The organism is Shinella sp. HY16 (genome assembly GCF_028534175.1).
Classification (GTDB): Bacteria; Pseudomonadota; Alphaproteobacteria; order Rhizobiales; family Rhizobiaceae; genus Shinella.
In genome coordinates, this window is the sequence record NZ_JAHYXL010000001.1 from 459,268 (window position 1) to 476,227 (window position 16,960).

The window sequence follows — 16,960 nt, forward strand, 5'->3', positions numbered from 1 at the left end:
TGGGAGGCATTCCTGTTACTGCGACGGGCCGTCGTTGTAGCCGACCTTGTCCACCAGCTCGGATGCCTTCTTGCGGTTCGCCGCGATGTCGACGAGCGGCAGGGCATCCGGCTTCAGCGTGCCGAAGGACTTGACGACCTCGGACGGCTCGGCACCCGGCAGGACCGGGTATTCGTAGACCTGCTCGGCATAGATCTTCTGCGCGGTGCCGGCCGACAGGAATTCCATCAGCTTCAGCGCATTGTCCTTGTTCGGAGCGTTCTTGGCGAGCGCCATGCCGGAGACGTTGACGTGGCTGCCGCGGTCGGCGGTGTTCGGGAACAGCACCTTGATGGCTGCCGCCCAATCCTTCTGCTCCGGCTCCTTCTCGTTGGTCATCATCAGACCGACATAGTAGGAGTTGCCGAGTGCGAGGTCGCATTCGCCGGCGAGGATCGCCTTGGCCTGGTCGCGGTCGCCGCCGTCGGGCTTGCGGGCGAGGTTGTTCTTCAGGCCGGTCAGCCACTTCTCGGCTTCGGCTTCGCCGTGATGGGCGATCATCGAGGCGATCAGGCCGATATTGTAGGAGTGCTGGCCGTCACGGGTGCAGATCTTGCCCTTCCACTTCGGGTCGGCAAGCTCCTCGTAGGTGATCTCGTTCTGCGCGACGCGATCCTTGGACGCGTAGACGACGCGCGAACGCGTGGTCAGGCCAAACCAGTCGCCATCCGGATCGCGGTACTGCGCCGGGATGTCCTTGTTGATAACGTCGTTCTGGACCGGCTGCGTGACGCCGCCTTCCTTGGCTTCCGTCAGGCGCGCGATGTCGACCGTCAGGATGACGTCGGCCGGCGAGTTCGCGCCTTCCGCCTGGATGCGCTCCACCAGGCCCTTGTCGAGGAAGAGCACGTTGGTGGTGATGCCGGTTTCCTTGGTGAATTCGTCGAGCAGCGGCTTGATCAGATCCGGCTGACGGTAGGAGTAGATGTTGACTTCACCATCTGCAAAGGCCGGTGTGGCAAGGGCCAGACCGGCGGTCGAGAGGGCAAGGGCGGTGAGAGACGTCTTAAGCAGTTGCATCGGGTCCTCCTGGTGCATTTATTCTTAACTGCTAAAGTCGTGTTTAACGGCTTGCCCCTCGCAGTCAACCGTGCGATCCCCGCCATAACATGAATGTGATTTTCCGCTTTTTGGAATTGTTCTAAATAGCGAAGTGTCCTATATGTGTGCGGACTAGAAAACCGGATTCGGAGTTCCCGATGCGTCTGACGAAACAAACCAACTATGCGGTGCGCATGTTGATGTACTGCGCGGCGAATGGTGACAAACTCAGCCGCGTTCCGGAAATCGCCAGGGCCTATGGCGTATCCGAGCTGTTCCTGTTCAAGATCCTCCAGCCGCTGACGCGGGCCGGCATCATCGAGACCGTGCGCGGCCGCAACGGCGGCGTACGTCTGCCGAAGCCGGCGGCGGAGATCACGCTGTTCGACGTCGTGCGGGTGACGGAGGATTCCTTCGCCATGGCCGAATGTTTCGAGGCGGGGGAGATCGAATGCCCGCTGGTCGATAGCTGTGGCCTCAATTCGGCGCTGCGCAAGGCGCTCAACGCCTTCTTCGAAGTGCTGCAGCAATATACGATCGACGATCTGGTCAAGGCCCGCCCGCAGATCGGCATGCTGCTTGGCCTGGAAAATGCGGCCGTGCGGCAGCCCGCCGCCTGAGGCTTGAGGCAGGGCCTTTCCGTTTTTTTCACCGGGTGCAATGCCCGGCGCCTCCAGCTTGGTATCGCGCTGGTGGCATATCCATTTCACAAATTTCTGAAAGTGCACCAGACGCCGGAGGTTACTCTCCGGCGCTTGTGTCCTGCCTGACATATTCCCTGAGGATGAACTCGACGGCTGTCGGGTCGAGCTCGGCCTTGTCGATGCGGAAGTCGACGCCGTAATCGTCGATCTTCTGGAAATAGGCATCGCTTATCGAGGAGGAAATGACGCCGACCGGGCCGATGTAGCCGTTGCGCCGGAGTTCCGGCACGGTCTCGCGAAAATCCGCCTGCGGCTGGAGCCGGTTGTCCATCAGGATCATGTCGAGCCGCACCCTGTCAGCACGGATGAAATCCAGCGCCGCTTCCACCGTCTCTACATAATGAAGGGTGATCGCATAGCTTGTCACCTTGCGCATCAGCGCGCTGAGGATGACGTTTTCCGCAGGGTCGTCATCGACAAGCAGGATATGCACGGTTGCGGTCATAGTGGTGGGTGAACCTGATTGCATCGAATGGTTGGCCGGAAGCCGCGGCTACTCTCATCCACGCGGCACGCATTAACAAGTCCCTAACTCTGCTATCGGTAACGCCGCGGACCTGATTTGCGGCATTATTGGATGATTTGCTCGCGGATTGCCTTTGCCACCATCTGCGTACGGTTCACCACGTCGAGTTTCTTCAGGATCGTAGCCGTGTGCGAGTTCACCGTGTGCTCGGAAACCGAGACGATGAGGGCGATCTCGCTTGCCGTCTTGCCGTAGGAGATCCAGCGCAGGATTTCCGTCTCGCGCGGCGTCAGACCCATGCCTGCCTTGTTGGCGAGGACCTTGCGGTAGAAGTAGTCGAAGGCGCAGTTCGCCTCGTAGCAGATCTCGTAGTGGGCGCTGCGGCCGATATCCTCGCCGTCGCCCAGGAAGAGCACCACATACCGTATGCCCCCGATGGAGTGGACCGGAATGGCAAGCGCCATGTCGAAGCCGATCTGCTCGAGGAAGTCGCCGCTGCCGACCGCGCCGTTCTCCACCGGGTCATCGCTCAGCCACACGGTCGGGATGGTCGATTTGTAGAAGCTTTTGAAGATGGCGGAATCGTTCAGGCGATGACGCTTGTCATAGGCCTCGGCAAGGCCGGCTGGCAGGTCGTGCAGCACGAGGCGGCCCGCAAGGTGGCTCGTCTCGTGTTCGTTGGCCAGCTGCAGGATGCCGAAATGCTCGAAACCGTAGCGCAGCGCCAAGGTATGGAAAATGCGAAAGAAATCGACGCGATTGAGAGCCTTCTCAAGATCGCTTTCGAAATCATAGCGCCGGTAGTGTTTGTTCAAGACGGGCACGTGGTCTCTATCCCCAGGGATTCCACGCGTCAAATCTAGCGCCACAATCTTTGGCGGCAAAGGGTTTTGCCGGACAATTTCGTGATGGCGGTCCACTTTTTTGTGGCCGTTCGAACAAGGTGCTGAAAACAAAGGAAGAAACGAAAGAAGGACTGCCCTTCGCTCTTGTCGTCTCGCCCCGCCGCCACAGGGTGAAACAGCGAAGGACAGTCCCTCTTGCCTCGATGTCCCGTTATGGCACGACGCCGGCGTCGCCGCTATCCATTCAGGTCGGGATTGACAAGGCAGGGGGTGGGTGATTCGCGTTGCTTTTGAAGCCGTTTCTAATGCTGTGGAGAATAATCTTCCGCGGTTTTTTCCGGTTGGACAAATTTGTTCGCGGACTTATTGCAATCCTGCGGCAAATGTCGTTCCATCCCCGGCAAGGTCGGGGCCGGAAGTGTACCCGAGCCTGCACAAGAGAACAAAAAAGCAAACCTGGGAAGCTCACTATGAAAAAGCTGACTACTCTCCTCGCAGCGACGGCGCTTGCCTCGTTGATGGGTACGGCCGCTTGGTCGAAGACCTTCGTCTACTGCTCGGAAGCGTCGCCGGAAGGCTTCGATCCCGGCCTCTATACCGGCGGTCAGACCTTCGACGCAGCAGCGCACACGGTCTACAACCGGCTGGTGGAATTCAAGCGCGGCACGACGGAACTGGAGCCTGCGCTGGCCGAGAGCTGGGAAATTTCCGCCGATGGCAAGGAATATACCTTCAAGCTCCGCAAGGGCGTGAAGTTCCAGACGACTGAGTATTTCACCCCGTCGCGTGAGCTGAACGCAGACGACGTGATCTTCTCCTTCGAGCGTCAGTACAAGGAAGACAATGCCTGGAACAAGTACGTGCCGGGCGCGTCCTGGGAATACTTCTCCGGCATGGGTCTGCCCGATGTGCTCGACAAGATCGAGAAGGTCGACGACCTGACGGTCAAGATCACGCTGAAGCGCCCGGAAGCACCGCTGCTCGCCAACCTCGGCATGCCCTTCATCTCGATCGTCTCCAAGGAATATGCCGACAAGCTACAGGCTGACGGCAAGATGGAGCTGATGAACCAGCAGCCGCTCGGCACCGGCCCGTTCACCTTCGTTGCCTACCAGCCGGATGCCGCGATCCGCTACAAGGCCAACCCGGACTACTGGGGCGGCAAGCAGAAGATCGACGATCTCGTCTTCGCAATCACCACGGACGCTGCCGTTCGCGCGCAGAAGCTGAAGGCTGGCGAATGCCACCTGATGTCCTATCCGAACGCCGCTGACGTCGCCGAGCTGAAGGCCGACCCGAACCTGCACATCTCCGAGCAGGCTGGCCTCAACGTCGCATACCTCGCCTACAACACGCTGGTTCCGCCCTTCGACAAGGTCGAGGTCCGCAAGGCCCTCAACATGGCGATCAACCGCCAGGCCATCGTCGACGCGGTCTTCCAGGGCGCGGCAACGGTTGCAAAGAACCCGATCCCGCCGACCATGTGGTCGTACAACGACGCCGTCGTCGACGACAAGTTCGATCCGGAAGCGGCCAAGAAGATGCTTGAAGACGCTGGCGCTGCCGGCCTCAAGATGAAGATCTGGGCGATGCCCGTCGCGCGTCCGTACATGCTGAACGCCCGCCGCGCAGCAGAACTGATGCAGGCTGACCTTGCCAAGATCGGCGTCGAAGTCGAGATCGTCTCCTACGAATGGGCCGAGTATCTGAAGCTCTCGTCTGCCAAGGACCGCGACGGCGCGGCCATCCTCGGCTGGACGGGCGACAACGGCGACCCGGACAACTTCCTTGACACCCTGCTCGGTTGCGACGCCGTCGGCGGCAACAACCGTGCGCAGTGGTGCAACAAGGAGTTCGACGACCTGATGACGAAGGCGAAGGAAACCGCCGACGTTGCAGAGCGCACCAAGCTCTATGAAGAGGCCCAGGTCATCTTCAAGCGCGAAGCGCCCTGGAACACGCTCGACCACTCGCTCGCCGTCGTTCCGATGAGCAAGAAGGTCTCGGGCTTCGTCCAGTCCCCGCTTGGCGACTTCGTCTTCGAAGGCGTGGACATCGCCGAGTAATATCGGCTACGAGAAAGCGCACGCCGCAAAGAGCGTGCATTGGCCGGCGGCTCGAAGACATTCGGGCCGCCGGTTTTTCACAAAAATGAAGGGATTGGCTCCCATGTTTCGTTTTATCTTCGGACGGCTCGCCGTCCTGATACCCACGTTCCTCGGGGTATCGCTCATCGCGTTCTCCTTCATTCGACTTCTTCCGGGCGATCCGGTCATGCTGATGTCGGGTGAGCGCGTCATGTCTCCGGAACGACACGCCGAGCTCATGCACCAGCTTGGCCTCGACCGACCGATGTACATCCAGTATTTCGACTATCTCGCCGGCCTGCTCACGGGCGACTTCGGCTCGTCCATCGTGACCAAGCGGCCGGTGCTCGATGACTTCATGCTGCTCTTCCCGGCAACGCTGGAGCTTTCGCTCTGCGCCATCATCGTCGCCGTCGTGCTCGGCATTCCCGCCGGCGTCTTCGCCGCGGTGAAACGCGGGACCTGGCTCGACCAGTCGATCATGGGCGTTGCCCTCGTCGGCTATTCGATGCCGATCTTCTGGTGGGGCCTGCTGCTCATCATCTTCTTCTCCGGTTATCTCGGCTGGACACCGGTCTCGGGGCGCATCTCGCTGATGTACTTCTTCCCGCAGGTCACCGGTTTCATGCTGATCGACAGCCTGATCTCCGGGCAGGCGGGGGCGTTCAAATCGGCGCTGACCTACCTGATCCTGCCGACGGTCGTCCTTGCGACGATCCCGCTCGCCGTCATCGCCCGCCAGACCCGTTCGGCCATGCTCGAAGTGCTCGGCGAGGACTATGTCCGCACCGCCCGCGCCAAGGGCCTGCCGCCGTTCCGGGTCATCGGCGTGCATGCGCTGCGCAACGCGATGATCCCCGTCATCACCACGATCGGCCTTCAGGTCGGCGTGCTGCTCGCGGGCGCCATCCTTACCGAGACGATCTTCTCCTGGCCGGGCATCGGCAAGTGGATGGTCGACAGTGTCTTCAAGCGCGACTATGCCGTGGTGCAGGGTGGCTTGATGCTGATCGCTGCCGTCATCATGATCGTCAACCTCGTGGTCGACCTGCTTTACGGCTGGGTCAACCCGCGTATCCGGCACTAGGAGGCGATCCATGAGCACGGTTCAAAACACGGCCGACACCAAGACGGGTGGCACGCCGCCCTCGGGTCTTTCCGAATTCTGGTTCTATTTCTCGCGCAACAAGGGCGCCGTCATCGGCCTCGCGTTCTTCCTGGTCATCCTGTTCGTCGCTGTCTTCGCACCCTTCGTCGCACCGCACAGCCCGAGCAGCCAGAACCGCGAACTTCTCCTGCTGCCGCCGGTCTTCCAGGACGGCGGCATGTGGGGGCATATTCTCGGCACCGACGCCGTCGGCCGCGACATTCTCTCGCGCCTCATCTACGGCGCGCGCTTCTCGCTCTTCATCGGTCTCGTCGTCGTGACGCTTTCGGTGGTCTCGGGTGTGCTGATCGGTCTTATCGCCGGCTATTTCCGCGGCAAGGTCGATACGTTCATCATGCGCATCATGGACATCATCCTGGCGTTCCCCTCGCTGCTGCTTGCCCTCGTGCTGGTGGCGGTTCTGGGGCCGGGCCTCTTGAACGCCATGATCGCCATCTCGCTCGTCAACCAGCCGCACTTCGTGCGCCTGACGCGCGCGGCCGTGATGACCGAGAAGTCGAAGGACTATGTCGTCGGCTCGAAGGTCGCGGGCGCCGGCACGCTGCGCCTGATGTTCCTCACCATCCTGCCGAATTGCCTCGCTCCACTCATCGTCCAGGCGACGCTCGCCTTCTCGGCGGCGATCCTCGACGCGGCGGCGCTCGGCTTCCTCGGCATGGGCGCGCAGCCGCCGACGCCGGAATGGGGCACGATGCTCGCCGAAGCGCGCGAATTCATCCAGCGCGCCTGGTGGGTCGTCACCTTCCCCGGCCTTGCCATCCTCATCACCGTGCTGGCCATCAACCTCATGGGTGACGGCCTGCGCGACGCCCTCGATCCCAAGCTGAAGAGGTCGTGATGTCGCTTCTCGAAGTCAAAAACCTCACCGTCGAATTCCAGACGGCTTCCGGTCCCTTCCGCGCCGTGGACGGCGTTTCGCTCAAGGTCGACGAGGGCGAAGTGCTCGCCATCGTCGGCGAATCCGGCTCGGGCAAGTCGGTCTCCATGCTCGCCGCCATGGGGCTTCTCCCGTGGACGGCGAAGGTGACCGCCGACGTACTCACCTTCAACGGCCGCGACATGCAGGCCATGTCCGACAGCGACCGGCGCAAGATCATCGGCAAGGATATTGCCATGATCTTCCAGGAGCCGATCGCCAGCCTCAATCCGTGCTTCACGGTCGGCTACCAGATCGAGGAAGTGCTGCGCATCCACACGGATCTCTCCCGCAAGGCGCGCCGCGACCGGGCGATCGAACTCTTCCAGTCCGTCGGTATTCCGAACCCGGAAGAACGCCTTGGCCACTATCCGCACCAGATGTCGGGCGGCCAGTGCCAGCGTGTGATGATCGCGACCGCGCTCGCCTGCAATCCGAAGCTGCTGATCGCCGACGAGCCGACCACTGCGCTCGACGTGACGATCCAGAAGCAGATCCTCGACCTCCTGATGAAGCTGCAGGCCGAACACGGCATGGGCCTCATCATCATCACCCATGACATGGGCGTCGTCGCCGAAACCGCCGACCGCGTCATCGTGCAGTACAAGGGCCGCCAGATCGAGGAGGCCGACGTGTTGTCGCTCTTCTCGGCCCCGAAGAGCGTCTACACCAAGGCGCTGCTTTCGGCCCTGCCGGAAAATGCCACCGGCGAGCGCCTGCCGACGATCACGGAAAAGCTGACCGACGCCGAGATTTTTGCAGGAGCAGTCCGATGACCCCTGTTCTTGAAGCAAAGAACCTGAAACGCGACTACCATATCCCTGGAAGCCTGTTCAAACCCGCCAAGACCGTCCATGCCGTCAAGGGCGTGAGCTTCAAGGTCGAGCAGGGCAAGACGCTTGCCATCGTTGGCGAAAGCGGTTGCGGCAAGTCCACCCTTGCCCGCATGGTCACGATGATCGATCCGATCACCGAGGGCGATATGCTGATCGATGGCCGCAAGGTCGACATCGCGCATGAGCCGCTGACCGCGGAAATGCGCAGCAAGGTGCAGATCGTCTTCCAGAACCCCTATGGCTCGCTCAACCCGCGCAAGAAGATCGGCGACATCCTCACGGAGCCGCTGGTCATCAACACCAAGGTGCCTGCGGGCGAGCGGCGTGACCGCGCCATGGCCATGCTGAAGAAGGTCGGCCTTGAGGAGAAGCATTACGGGCGCTACCCGCACATGTTCTCCGGCGGCCAGCGCCAGCGCGTGGCGATCGCCCGCGCGCTGATGCTCAATCCGCGCCTGCTCGTGCTCGACGAGCCGGTCTCGGCGCTCGATCTTTCGGTTCAGGCCCAGGTGCTCAACCTGCTCGCTGACCTGCAGGACGAGTTCAAGCTCACCTATGTCTTCATCAGCCATGACCTTTCGGTGGTGCGCCACATCGCCGACGACGTGATGGTGATGTACTTCGGTGAAGCCGTGGAATACGGCAGCCGTGATCAGGTGTTCGAAAACCCGCAGCACAACTACACAAAGACCCTTTTCGCCGCGACGCCCCGCGTCGACGTGGACGCCATCCGCGCCCGCGTCGAACGCCGCAAGCGCGTGGCGTGAGGACGAACAGCCCATGACGGCGACCCGCGCGATCGTCGTCATGGGCGTTTCCGGTTCCGGCAAGACCTCGGTCGCCGATGGTCTGGCCGCCGCCCTCGGCACCGCTTTCATCGAAGGCGACAGCCTGCACCCCGCCGGCAATGTCGAGAAGATGTCCCGCGGCGTTCCGCTGACGGACGAGGACCGCTGGCCCTGGCTCGATACGATCGGCCAGGCGCTCGCCGGCAGCCTCGACGCGGGAAAGAGCGTTGTCGTTTCCTGCTCGGCCCTGAAAAAGATCTATCGCGACCGTCTGCGCCAGTCGGCCCGTGGATCGCTGACTTTCGTCTTCCTCAAGGGCAGCCGCGATCTGCTCACGGCCCGCATGGCTGCGCGGCACGGCCATTTCATGCCTGCAAGCCTGCTCGACAGCCAGCTTGCCACGCTGGAGGATCCGTCCGGTGAGGCTGGCGTCGTGACTGTCGGCATCGACGCCGCCGTCGAGACGATCGTTGCCAGGGCGCTCGACGGATTGAAAGCTGTCGGCTGACCCCACGGTGCACGCGAATTTCCCGCCGGGCCACTGGCGTCCGTGCGCCGGGCCTCGTATAGACGGCCCACCGCCGGCCGTTGCGTGGCCGCGGCCTCCCGCGAAGATTTTCAAGCCCTGACAGGAACGAGACATGGACATCAAACGCTTTGAAACCGGCCCGCGCATGAGCCAGGCCGTCGTGCACAACGGGACCGTCTATCTGGCCGGCCAGGTCGGTGAGGCGGGCTCGGACGTCACCGAGCAGACGAAGCAGGCGCTGGCCGAAGTCGACCGCCTGCTGGCGCTTGCCGGCACCGACAAGACCCGCATCCTTTCCGCCCAGATCTGGCTCGCCGACATGGCCGATTTCTCCAAGATGAACGCCGTCTGGGATGTCTGGGCACCGCAGGGCCACACCCCGGCCCGCGCCACCGGCGAATCCAAGCTCGCAACGCCGGACTACCTCGTCGAAGTCATCGTCGTCGCCGCGCTCTGAGCCAGGCCTCGGCTGAAACGAAAAGAGGCCGCGGTTTCCGCGGCCTCTGCAATGAAAGCGGGCGCCTCAGGCGACGCTTCGCAGCCTCTCCGCCGCGGTCGGCCGCAGCGCAGCAGGGATCTGCTGCAGCACTTCCAGCGCCAGCGCCCTTGCATTCTCCTGCGCCTTGTCGAGATTGCTGACGTGCCGGGCGTCCATCGTATAGAGCGTGCCGCCGCAACCGAAGATGTCGCGGAAGGCCGAACGTTCGATGATCGGTGTCTGCAGAAGGTGAACCCGGCGAGCCGCGAGCAGGTCCTTGACCGCATGCATCGCGCGCGTCGTCACCATGGAATTGACGCGGGTGAGCACGACGGAATGGCGGATATGGATATCGGCCTTGTCTTCCAGATATTGCAGGAGCTCGATGACATTGGCGCCGCCCTGCGCGTCCATGGCGGAGCCCTGCACGGGGATCAGCACGTAGTCGGAATAGCCCACTGCCTTGGCGAGGAGCGAACTGCGCGATCCCGGCAGGTCGATCAAGACGAAATCGGCGCGTGCCTTCTCTTCGGCCAGCTGCCGGTCGATCGTACCCATCGTCACATAGGGCACCACCGCGAGGCGATTGCCGAGCAGACCTTGGGAGTTTTCGTGCCAGCGGGTGATCCAGTGCTGCGGATCGGCGTCAAGCACCGAGACGCGAAAGCCGAGGTGGGCAAGCTCGGTCGCTAGCAGCAGCACGGCGGTGGTCTTGCCGGCGCCGCCTTTGGTGTTGGCGAAGGTGATGACGGGCATGGGGCTCCCTGGAACGGTTGTCGAGCCGGTCATCGCTCTCAAAGCACCTCGCATGGTGCTTCGCCATCCTCGGTTATTGTGGTTAATGCCCGATGAAGGCGCCTGCTTTGCCGGGCGCAAAACCATCGTGCAAGCCGCTGGAACAGGCTATCTCCGCCGGTCGGCGGCGAGGATTTCGCGGGCGATCTGATCCAGCGGCAGGATCCTGTCGACGCCGCCATGGGCGATCGCCTCCTTTGGCATGCCGAAGACGATAGAGCTCGCTTCGTCCTGCGCGACCGTATAGGCGCCGGCCTGGTGCATCTCGTTCATGCCGCGTGCGCCGTCGTCGCCCATGCCCGTCAGGATGACGCCCATGGCATTCGCTCCGGCCGAACGGGCGGCGGAGCGGAACAGCACGTCGACGGACGGCCGGTGGCGCGAGACGAGGGGGCCTTCGCGCACGGCGACATGGTAGCGCGCACCCTGCCGCTCCAGCATCATATGGCGATCACCGGGGGCGATCAGCACATGGCCGCGCAGCACGGGGTCGCCATGGACCGCTTCCTTGACCTCCACTTCGCACAGGCTGTTGAGGCGCTTGGCGAAGGCGGCGGTGAACTTTTCCGGCATGTGCTGCACGATGACGATGCCGGGGGAGTTGGCCGGCAACTGTTCCAGCAGAACCCGCAGCGCCTCCGTGCCGCCGGTCGAGGCGCCGACGCAGGCGACCATTTCGGTCGTCTTGGCCATGGCGCGGCCGGAGGGCGGGGGCAGCACGGCATCGGCCGTGAGCTTTGCGGTCGGCCCGCTGGCGGCGGCCGAACGCCGGCTCTGGCCAAGGCGGGCGACGGCCGCGCCCTTGACGGCCTCGCGGATGCGCGTGCCGGACTCGGCGAGATGGTCGGCCGCACCGATCTTCGGCTTCAGGATGATGTCGACAGCGCCGGCTTCCAGCGCCTGCATCAGCGTCTCCGAGCCCTCCTCGGTGAGCGAGGAGCACATGACGACGGGGATCGGCCGCTGCGACATCAGTTTGCGCAGGAAGGTGATACCGTCCATGCGCGGCATTTCCACGTCGAGCGTGATGACGTCGGGCACCTCTTCCTGGATCTTCTTGGCCGCCATGAAGGGATCGGAGGCCGCGCCCATCACCTCGATCTCCGGATCCTGCTCCAGCACGTGGGTCAGCGCCTGGCGCACGCTCGCCGAGTCGTCGATGATGAGAACGCGGATCTTTTTGCCGGGAAGGACCATCAGATCTTCTTGAAAACCGTGTTGGCGACCTGGCGCACCGGCAGGGAGATGCCGGTGACCGTTTCGGAATGGCCCACATAGAGGAAACCGCCGGGCACCAGGCAGTCGCAGAGCCGCGACAGCACCTTGGCCTGTGTCGGCTTGTCGAAATAGATCAATACGTTGCGGCAGAAGATCATGTGCATGGGGTCGCCCACCTTGTAGACGCTGTCCATGAGGTTCATGCGGGCAAAGCCGATCGTCGAGCGCAGGCGCGGATGGATTCGCACCTCGCCGCGCCCGGCATGGCGCGAGACCATGACGTAGCGGCGCTGCATCTCGGCCGGCACGGGCTGGATCATGTCGCGCGGATAGACGCCGCGCCGGGCTGCGGCAAGCACTTCGGTCGAGAGGTCGGTGGCAAGAATGCGATAATCGAGGCCGGACGACGCATCGACGAAATCCTGCATCACCATCGCCATCGTATAGGGCTCGGCACCGATGGAGCAGGCGGCGCTCCACAGCCGCAGCCGCTTGTGGCCGGCCGCCACCATTTCCGGCAGGCCGGTCGCGGCCATGTACTCGAAATGCTTCGGCTCGCGGAAGAAGTCGGTCTTGTTGGTGGTCACGGCGTCGATGAGGAAGATCGCTTCCTTCTCGATGCCGCCGTGCTTGAAGAGATAGTCGCAATAGTCGTTGAAGCTGGCAATGCCGGTTGCCCGAAGGCGCCGGCGCAGCCGGCCCTCCAGCATCGTCAGCTTCGTGATCGGCATCTTGATGCCGCTGTAGTCGTAGATATAGCGCGACAGGGCTTCGAAGTTCCGGTTGCTTAGCCCGTCCTCCGCTCCTTGCGCCCGCAATGCTGCTCCCACACCCATGCTCCCGAAACTATGCCGTTGCGGCGAGGCGACCCGCCGAACCCATCATCGCCATCTCGGCGCCGGAGAACAGGCGCGCGAGATCGACGATGACGACGAAACCGCCGTTGCGGCGCACGACGCCGGCAATGTAGTCGGACGGCCAGCGCACGCCGATGTCGGGCGCGCCCTCGATCTCGTCGGTGCGGAAGGGGATGACCTCGAAGACCCGGTCGGCGACGAGGCCGAGGGTGAGGATCTTCTCACCGATCGGTACGTCGAGCACCAGGGCCCGCGTATGCGGGGTCTTCTCGGTCTTCGTCATGCCGAGACGAAGACGCAGGTCGATGACCGGCACACCCTGGCCCCGCACGTCCCGGAGCCCAAGCAGGTATTCCGGCCCGTGCGGGATCTTGAAGGCATCCTCGTGGTCGAGGATTTCCCGGACGACCGAGACGGGCACCGCAAAGACCTCGCTGTCGAGACTGAAGGTGACGAATTGGGATTCGGAGGATGTGCCGGCCATGATCAAGCGCTTTCCCTGAAGTCTGCGTCGTCGGCATCCGGGCCGCCCATCGACATGTCGAGGGCAAAGCCGCGGGCGCGGGCCTGCTGGCCGTTGACGCTGTTGTCGGACTTGCGAAGCGGCGCAGCGGGCGCCTTGGCGACCGGACGCGATGCGACCGGCGCCGGGCGGCGCTGCTGGGCGAGCGGGGCGCCGGAGGCGCGATCGACGCGGAAGAAGGCGATGGAGGTCTGCAGCTCCTCGGCCTGGGCGGCCAGTTCTTCCGAGGTGCCGGACATTTCTTCCGAGGCGCCGGCATTCTGCTGGGTCACCTTGTCGAGCTGCTGGATCGCCTCGTTGATCTGTGAGGCGCCGATGTCCTGCTCGCGGCAGGCGGCGGAGATTTCCGAGACCAGCTCCGCAGTCTTGCGGATATCCGGCACCAGCCGGTTCAGCATCTCGCCGGCTTCGGTGGCGACGGAAACCGTCTGGCCGGACAGCGTGCTGATTTCGGCAGCGGCTGCCTGGCTGCGCTCGGCGAGCTTGCGCACTTCCGAGGCGACGACGGCAAAGCCCTTGCCGTGTTCGCCGGCACGGGCCGCCTCGACGGCGGCGTTGAGGGCGAGAAGGTCGGTCTGGCGGGCGATTTCCTGCACGATGGAGATCTTTTCCGCGATGGTGCGCATGGCGCCGACGGCGCGGCCGACGGCTTCGCCCGATGCCTCGGCATCCTTGGCGGACTGGCGGGCGATTTTTTCGGTCTGGGCGGCGTTGTCGGCGTTCTGCTTGATGTTGGACGCCATCTCCTCCATCGAGGCGGAAGCCTCTTCGGCGGAGGATGCCTGTTCCGTCGCGCCCTGGGAGAGCTGTTCCGAGCTTGCCGAAAGCTCCTGGCTGCCGGAGGAGACGTTGTTGGCGGCGGAAAGCGCATCGCCGACGACGCCGCGCAGGCGCTCCACCATGCTTTCCAGCGACAGGCCGAGCGTGTCCTTGTCGGACAGCGGCTTCGGCGTCACGGTCAGGTCGCCATTGGCGATCTGGTCGGCGATGGTCGCCGTGTTGCGCAGGTTGCCGGTCATGACATTGATCGTATCGACAAGGTCCTTGATCTCGTCGTTCGTCTTGATCTCGACATTCTGGTCGAGGTCACCGATGGCGACGGCCTCGGCGACGGACTTGATCTTCTTGAGGCCGCTGTTGATGCCGAGTGCGAGCCAGACGGCCGCGCCGACGGCGAGCACCAGGGCGATGCCGGCAATGACGAGGATGAGGTTACGTGTCGTTGCGTAGAGGTTGTCGGTATCCTCGTCCGCCTTCGTCATCAGCCCCTTGTTGCTTTCGATGCGGACGTTGATCGTCTTTTCGATCTCGTCCATCAGGCTGCGGCTTTCCGTGGAGACGATACGGACCGCCTCCGTCGAATTGCCGGCGGCGACGAAGGAGCGGATCTTGTCATCAATGCGGACGAGCTGCTTTTCTTTCTCGGCGACATCTTGCCACTGCTGGACGGCGACCGGGTCGGTCGAAAGGCTGATCAGATTGGCAAGGGTTTCCTCGAACATCTGCCGGTTGCGATCGCCGGATTCGAGATGCGTGGCGGCTTCGCTGGAGTTGGTGGAAAGGGCAAGGTTCATCTGCGCGCGCGCCAGACGAAGCTGGTAGTTCGCAAGGTTCTGCGCTGCCTCGAGGCGCGCGGAAGGACCGGCGAGCATGTCGGAAATCGCTTGATTGAGCGAAGCAAGGCTCAGGATGGCATAGATGGAGGTGCCAGCCATCATCAGGATGATGGCGCCGAAGGCAACGGCCAGTTTGAGTTTGATGGTAAAGCGCATCTCGTAGGGGCTCCTTTGGTCGCAGATGCCGTTCTTGGGCAGGGTACCCGGAGGCCGGGACCCGTTATGCGAGAAGACCGATACACTCACCCTTCCGCGGGCCGTTCTTGGCCCTTCCACCGGCGCCTACACACGCCGGGTCGACAGTGCGGCGCATCCGTTGCCGGATGCGCCGCGATTTTTGTCCGATCAGGCGCTTTCGCGGAAATCCGCGTCGTCGGCGTCGGGGCCACCCATCGACATGTCGAGGGCAAAGCCGTTGGCGTTGCGGGCTGCCTTGCCGGCCGTCGATGCCGGGCGGTGGGCCGGGGAAGCGGCCGGACGCTTGGCGATGACGGGGGCAGCCATTTTCGCTGCGGTCACCCGCAGCTTTTCGGCGTGGTTCGGCTCCTTGCGGGCCGAGTTTTCAACCCGGAAGAAGGCGATCGAGGCCTGAAGTTCTTCCGCCTGGGCGGCCAGCTCTTCCGACGTCGCCGACATCTCTTCCGAGGCGCCGGCATTTTGCTGGGTGACCTTGTCAAGCTGCTGGATCGCCTCGTTGATCTGCGAGGCGCCGATGTCCTGCTCGCGGCAGGCGGCGGAGATTTCCGAGACCAGCTCCGCAGTCTTGCGGATATCCGGCACCAGCCGGTTCAGCATCTCGCCGGCTTCCGTCGCAACGGAGACCGTTTCGCCGGAAAGCGCGCTGATTTCGGCGGCGGCTGCCTGGCTGCGCTCGGCGAGCTTGCGCACTTCCGAGGCGACGACGGCAAAGCCCTTGCCGTGTTCGCCGGCACGGGCCGCCTCGACGGCGGCGTTGAGGGCGAGAAGGTCGGTCTGGCGAGCGATTTCCTGCACGATGGAGATCTTTTCCGCGATGGTGCGCATGGCGCTGACGGCGCGGCCGACGGCCTGGCCGGATGCTTCCGCGTCACGAGAGGACTGGCGGGCGATCTTTTCGGTCTGGGCGGCGTTGTCGGCGTTCTGCTTGATATTGGAGGCCATCTCTTCCATCGAGGCGGAGGCCTCTTCGGCGGAGGATGCCTGTTCCGTGGCGCCCTGGGAAAGGGTCTCGGAGCTGGCCGACAGTTCCTGGCTGCCGGAGGAGACGTTGTCGGATGCCGAAAGGGCATCGGCGACGACGCCGCGCAGGCGCTCGATCATCGTGTTGACGTGGCCGAGCAGGTCGCCGATCTCGTCCTTGGAAGAAATCTCGGCAAACCGGGTGAGGTCGCCGTCCGCCACGTTCTGCACCACGCCGACGGCGCGGGAAATGCCGCGGTTGATCGATACGACGATCCACAGGGCAGCGCCGGTCGCTACGAGAAGCGCAATGGCCGCAACCGCCACCATGATCGTGCGGGTGCTCTGATACTGGGCGTCAGCGGCCGCTTGCGCCTCGTTCAGGCGGCCGGCCTCGAGCTTGACGACTTCGCCGAGCAGCTGGTCGATCTCGTTGGTGGCGGCGCGGGCGTCGGTCGTCGAAACACGGGTGGCACCCGCGGTATCGCCGGCAAGCGCCAGCGCACGGATGCGGTCGTCATCGCGGCGGAAGTCCTTGGTGAAACCGTCGAGCTTGTTCCAGAGAACCTTGCCCTGTTCCGTCGCCTTGCTCAGAACTTCCTGGAAGGTCGTGTCGAATTCCTTGCGGGCTTCGTCGCTGAGCGCGATGTAGCGGTTGGTTTCGGTGGGGTTGGCCGAGGACAGCATGTTCTTCTGCTGGCGGATCTGCTGGAGTTGCAGGTTGTTCAGTGTCTGGGCGAGTTTCAGGCGCTCGGCGGGGCCGTTCAGTACGTCGCCCAGCGTCGTGTTGAGGCCGCCGAGGCTCAGGATGCCATAGGCCGCCGTGCCGATGAGGACGGCCAGCATGAACGCAAAGGTCAGGAATAATTTGAGCTTGATTGTAAAACGCATGGATG

Annotated in this window: 17 protein-coding genes; 8 read left to right on the plus strand and 9 right to left on the minus strand. The window is 63.3% G+C overall.

What is annotated here, in order from left to right:
• Window positions 1–15 precede the first annotated feature (15 nt).
• On the minus strand, window positions 16–1,059 hold the full coding sequence (locus K0P03_RS02230; RefSeq protein ID WP_272788789.1) for a Fe(3+) ABC transporter substrate-binding protein: 1,044 nt from the start codon (window positions 1,057–1,059) through the stop codon (window positions 16–18).
• 179 nt (window positions 1,060–1,238) lie between these two features.
• On the opposite strand from K0P03_RS02230, the gene rirA reads away from it, so the two are divergent.
• The gene (gene rirA, locus K0P03_RS02235) at window positions 1,239–1,700 is read left to right on the plus strand and encodes an iron-responsive transcriptional regulator RirA (protein WP_024270962.1); all 462 of its coding nucleotides are present in this window, start codon (window positions 1,239–1,241) and stop codon (window positions 1,698–1,700) included.
• A 121-nt stretch (window positions 1,701–1,821) separates the two neighbouring features.
• On the opposite strand, the gene K0P03_RS02240 is transcribed toward rirA, so the two are convergent.
• Both K0P03_RS02240 and K0P03_RS02245 read right to left on the minus strand, forming a co-directional pair.
• Entirely contained in the window at window positions 1,822–2,229 is a 408-nt protein-coding gene (locus tag K0P03_RS02240) for a response regulator (protein WP_272788790.1), read from the minus strand.
• A gap of 125 nt (window positions 2,230–2,354) precedes the next feature.
• A complete protein-coding gene (locus K0P03_RS02245) occupies window positions 2,355–3,074 on the minus strand; it encodes a helix-turn-helix transcriptional regulator (RefSeq protein WP_024270964.1) in 720 nt (239 codons plus the stop codon).
• 491 nt (window positions 3,075–3,565) lie between these two features.
• Here K0P03_RS02245 and K0P03_RS02250 point away from each other — a divergent pair, with 491 nt between their 5' ends.
• From K0P03_RS02250 to K0P03_RS02280, 7 genes are all read left to right on the plus strand, one after another.
• Window positions 3,566–5,161, plus strand: a complete 1,596-nt coding sequence (locus K0P03_RS02250; protein ID WP_024270965.1) for an ABC transporter substrate-binding protein — start codon at window positions 3,566–3,568, stop codon at window positions 5,159–5,161.
• Window positions 5,162–5,264: 103 nt separating this feature from the next.
• Window positions 5,265–6,269 (plus strand): ABC transporter permease subunit, encoded by a 1,005-nt coding sequence (locus K0P03_RS02255; RefSeq protein WP_024270966.1) that lies wholly within the window; start codon window positions 5,265–5,267, stop codon window positions 6,267–6,269.
• Between the two features lie 10 nt (window positions 6,270–6,279).
• Window positions 6,280–7,188 carry an ABC transporter permease subunit gene (locus K0P03_RS02260; RefSeq protein ID WP_023516707.1) on the plus strand — a complete coding sequence of 303 codons (909 nt, stop codon included), beginning with the start codon at window positions 6,280–6,282 and terminating at the stop codon, window positions 7,186–7,188.
• On the plus strand, window positions 7,188–8,042 hold the full coding sequence (locus K0P03_RS02265) for an ABC transporter ATP-binding protein (RefSeq protein WP_023516706.1): 855 nt from the start codon (window positions 7,188–7,190) through the stop codon (window positions 8,040–8,042). Before K0P03_RS02260 ends, K0P03_RS02265 begins: the two co-directional genes overlap by 1 nt.
• Window positions 8,039–8,869, plus strand: a complete 831-nt coding sequence (locus K0P03_RS02270; protein ID WP_023516705.1) for a dipeptide ABC transporter ATP-binding protein — start codon at window positions 8,039–8,041, stop codon at window positions 8,867–8,869. Before K0P03_RS02265 ends, K0P03_RS02270 begins: the two co-directional genes overlap by 4 nt.
• Window positions 8,870–8,882: 13 nt before the next feature.
• Window positions 8,883–9,398, plus strand: coding sequence for a gluconokinase (locus K0P03_RS02275; protein WP_272788791.1), 516 nt, complete (start codon window positions 8,883–8,885; stop codon window positions 9,396–9,398).
• A 133-nt stretch (window positions 9,399–9,531) separates the two neighbouring features.
• On the plus strand, window positions 9,532–9,876 hold the full coding sequence (locus K0P03_RS02280) for a RidA family protein (protein ID WP_023516703.1): 345 nt from the start codon (window positions 9,532–9,534) through the stop codon (window positions 9,874–9,876).
• Between the two features lie 66 nt (window positions 9,877–9,942).
• Here K0P03_RS02280 and K0P03_RS02285 read toward each other — a convergent pair whose 3' ends face one another.
• The 6 genes from K0P03_RS02285 to K0P03_RS02310 all read right to left on the minus strand — a co-directional run bounded on the left by K0P03_RS02285 (window position 9,943) and on the right by K0P03_RS02310 (window position 16,955).
• The gene (locus K0P03_RS02285; protein ID WP_272788792.1) at window positions 9,943–10,653 is read right to left on the minus strand and encodes a ParA family protein; all 711 of its coding nucleotides are present in this window, start codon (window positions 10,651–10,653) and stop codon (window positions 9,943–9,945) included.
• Window positions 10,654–10,800: 147 nt separating this feature from the next.
• Complete coding sequence (locus K0P03_RS02290) at window positions 10,801–11,889, minus strand: protein-glutamate methylesterase/protein-glutamine glutaminase (RefSeq protein ID WP_023516701.1); 1,089 nt, start codon at window positions 11,887–11,889, stop codon at window positions 10,801–10,803.
• Complete coding sequence (locus K0P03_RS02295) at window positions 11,889–12,746, minus strand: CheR family methyltransferase (protein ID WP_037408176.1); 858 nt, start codon at window positions 12,744–12,746, stop codon at window positions 11,889–11,891. The genes K0P03_RS02290 and K0P03_RS02295 overlap by 1 nt, the downstream gene beginning before the upstream one ends.
• A 10-nt stretch (window positions 12,747–12,756) precedes the next feature.
• Complete coding sequence (locus tag K0P03_RS02300) at window positions 12,757–13,251, minus strand: chemotaxis protein CheW (RefSeq protein WP_023516699.1); 495 nt, start codon at window positions 13,249–13,251, stop codon at window positions 12,757–12,759.
• Between the two features lie 2 nt (window positions 13,252–13,253).
• The gene (locus tag K0P03_RS02305) at window positions 13,254–15,062 is read right to left on the minus strand and encodes a methyl-accepting chemotaxis protein (RefSeq protein ID WP_024270967.1); all 1,809 of its coding nucleotides are present in this window, start codon (window positions 15,060–15,062) and stop codon (window positions 13,254–13,256) included.
• Window positions 15,063–15,251: 189 nt separating this feature from the next.
• Window positions 15,252–16,955, minus strand: coding sequence for a methyl-accepting chemotaxis protein (locus K0P03_RS02310; RefSeq protein ID WP_272788793.1), 1,704 nt, complete (start codon window positions 16,953–16,955; stop codon window positions 15,252–15,254).
• Window positions 16,956–16,960: the final 5 nt, after the last annotated feature.

Excerpts from the sequence above, each read along its gene's own strand:
- K0P03_RS02230 (WP_272788789.1), bottom strand. The coding sequence starts at position 1,059 with ATGCAACTGCTTAAGACGTCTCTCACCGCCCTTGCCCTCTCGACCGCC.
- rirA (WP_024270962.1), top strand. The coding sequence starts at position 1,239 with ATGCGTCTGACGAAACAAACCAACTATGCGGTGCGCATGTTGATGTAC.
- K0P03_RS02240 (WP_272788790.1), bottom strand. The coding sequence starts at position 2,229 with ATGACCGCAACCGTGCATATCCTGCTTGTCGATGACGACCCTGCGGAA.
- K0P03_RS02250 (WP_024270965.1), top strand. The coding sequence starts at position 3,566 with ATGAAAAAGCTGACTACTCTCCTCGCAGCGACGGCGCTTGCCTCGTTG.
- K0P03_RS02255 (WP_024270966.1), top strand. The coding sequence starts at position 5,265 with ATGTTTCGTTTTATCTTCGGACGGCTCGCCGTCCTGATACCCACGTTC.
- K0P03_RS02260 (WP_023516707.1), top strand. The coding sequence starts at position 6,280 with ATGAGCACGGTTCAAAACACGGCCGACACCAAGACGGGTGGCACGCCG.
- K0P03_RS02265 (WP_023516706.1), top strand. The coding sequence starts at position 7,188 with ATGTCGCTTCTCGAAGTCAAAAACCTCACCGTCGAATTCCAGACGGCT.
- K0P03_RS02270 (WP_023516705.1), top strand. The coding sequence starts at position 8,039 with ATGACCCCTGTTCTTGAAGCAAAGAACCTGAAACGCGACTACCATATC.
- K0P03_RS02275 (WP_272788791.1), top strand. The coding sequence starts at position 8,883 with ATGACGGCGACCCGCGCGATCGTCGTCATGGGCGTTTCCGGTTCCGGC.
- K0P03_RS02280 (WP_023516703.1), top strand. The coding sequence starts at position 9,532 with ATGGACATCAAACGCTTTGAAACCGGCCCGCGCATGAGCCAGGCCGTC.
- K0P03_RS02285 (WP_272788792.1), bottom strand. The coding sequence starts at position 10,653 with ATGCCCGTCATCACCTTCGCCAACACCAAAGGCGGCGCCGGCAAGACC.
- K0P03_RS02290 (WP_023516701.1), bottom strand. The coding sequence starts at position 11,889 with ATGGTCCTTCCCGGCAAAAAGATCCGCGTTCTCATCATCGACGACTCG.
- K0P03_RS02295 (WP_037408176.1), bottom strand. The coding sequence starts at position 12,746 with ATGGGTGTGGGAGCAGCATTGCGGGCGCAAGGAGCGGAGGACGGGCTA.
- K0P03_RS02300 (WP_023516699.1), bottom strand. The coding sequence starts at position 13,251 with ATGGCCGGCACATCCTCCGAATCCCAATTCGTCACCTTCAGTCTCGAC.
- K0P03_RS02305 (WP_024270967.1), bottom strand. The coding sequence starts at position 15,062 with ATGCGCTTTACCATCAAACTCAAACTGGCCGTTGCCTTCGGCGCCATC.
- K0P03_RS02310 (WP_272788793.1), bottom strand. The coding sequence starts at position 16,955 with ATGCGTTTTACAATCAAGCTCAAATTATTCCTGACCTTTGCGTTCATG.